The sequence below is a fragment of the Microcystis sp. LEGE 08355 genome (assembly GCF_015207185.1).
In the GTDB taxonomy this organism is placed as follows: domain Bacteria; phylum Cyanobacteriota; class Cyanobacteriia; order Cyanobacteriales; family Microcystaceae; genus Microcystis; species Microcystis panniformis.
This window is the reverse complement of sequence record NZ_JADEXI010000807.1, coordinates 1-1,636: the sequence shown is the minus strand read 5'-3', so window position 1 is coordinate 1,636 and position 1,636 is coordinate 1. Positions and strand designations below refer to the sequence as shown.

Annotated in this window: 1 protein-coding gene; it reads right to left on the bottom strand. The window is 46.8% G+C overall.

What is annotated here, in order from left to right:
• Positions 1–192: 192 nt before the first annotated feature.
• A partial coding sequence (gene carB / locus IQ242_RS24210; protein WP_193961710.1) for a carbamoyl-phosphate synthase large subunit occupies positions 193–1,636 on the bottom strand: 1,444 nt, incomplete at its 5' end.

Sequence of the window (1,636 nt, the reverse complement as noted above, 5' to 3'; positions counted from 1 at the left end):
GTGTGGGGGTGATGGGAGATTTTTTGCTGTGATCAGTAAACTGTAATCAGTGAACTGATAATAGGGAGGCACAATTATTTGTAGGATGGGTTAGCGGTAGCGTAACATTAGCGGGCGTTGGGTTTCATGCTTCAACCCAACCTACGTTCATCTGATAACTGATAACTGATAACTGATAACTGATAACTGAAATTATGCGAGATAATCCTGTAAAGCTTTCACCTCTAAAGGTTGGGATTGCAGGGATTTTAAGGCCGCTACCGTCGCTTTTGCCCCAGCGATAGTGGTGATAATTGGTAACTTATAATCGAGGGCAGTGCGGCGAATTTGTCGGCCATCGTTTTGGGATTCTTCACCACTGGGAGTATTGACAATAAACTGAATCAAGTCATTTTTGATCCAATCGATAACGTGGGGACGACCTTCGTGAATCTTTAGCACTAAATCGATATTTTCGCAACCGTTTTCTAACAAAACTTTACGAGTTCCAGAAGTGGCGACGACGCGAAAACCGAGGGATTGCAGATCCTTAACCACGGGAACCATGGGGGTTTTATCGCGATCGCTCATCGAGACGAAAACCGTCCCACTGGTGGCTAAAATCACGCCGGCGGCCATTTCCGCTTTAGCGAAAGCCTTGCCAAAATCGCTGTCAATCCCCATTACTTCCCCTGTAGAACGCATTTCTGGTCCCAGGAGAGTATCAGCACCGGGGAACTTCTGGAAGGGTAAAACCGCTTCTTTGACGGCAATATGACGGGGAATTGCTTCGCTGATGATACCCAATTCCGTCAGGGTTCGGCCCGACATGACGAGGGAGGCAACTTTTGCCAGAGGAACTCCCGTTGCTTTGGAAACGTAGGGAACAGTACGACTAGCGCGGGGATTCGCTTCTAAGATATAAACTGTCTCTCCCTGTACCGCATACTGAATATTCATCAAACCGATTACTTTTAAAGCTTTCGCTAGTTCCACCGTCCATTGTCGAATTGTGGTTAAAACCGAGGCGCTCAGGGACGTATGGGGTATAGAACAGGCAGAATCGCCCGAATGTACGCCTGCTTGTTCGATATGTTCCATTAATCCCCCGATAACGACTGTTTCCGTGGCATCTGACAGGGCATCCACATCCACTTCGATGGCATTTTCGAGGAATTTATCGATTAAAATCGGGTGATCCGGTTCTATCTGTACCGCATACTTCATATAGCGTTCCAATTCGCTATCGGAATAGACGATTTCCATTGCCCGACCGCCTAAAACATAGGACGGACGTACTACGACTGGATAACCGATACGTTGAGCCACTGCTTGGGATTCTTGGAAACTGCGGGCAATACCGTTGGGAGGTTGTCGGATATCTAATTGTCGGAGGATTTGTTCAAAACGTTCCCGATCTTCGGCAGTATCGATCGAATCGGGTGAAGTTCCCCAAATTTTGGTATTTACGGGACAATTAGGCGATTCTAAATATTTTTGCAGGGGAACGGCCAGTTTTAAGGGAGTTTGCCCACCGAATTGAATAATTAAACCCTCTGGTTGTTCCGCTTCGATGATATTTAAGACATCCTCTTTGGTCAGGGGTTCAAAGTAAAGGCGATCGCTTGTATCGTAATCTGTTGAGACAGTTTCCGGG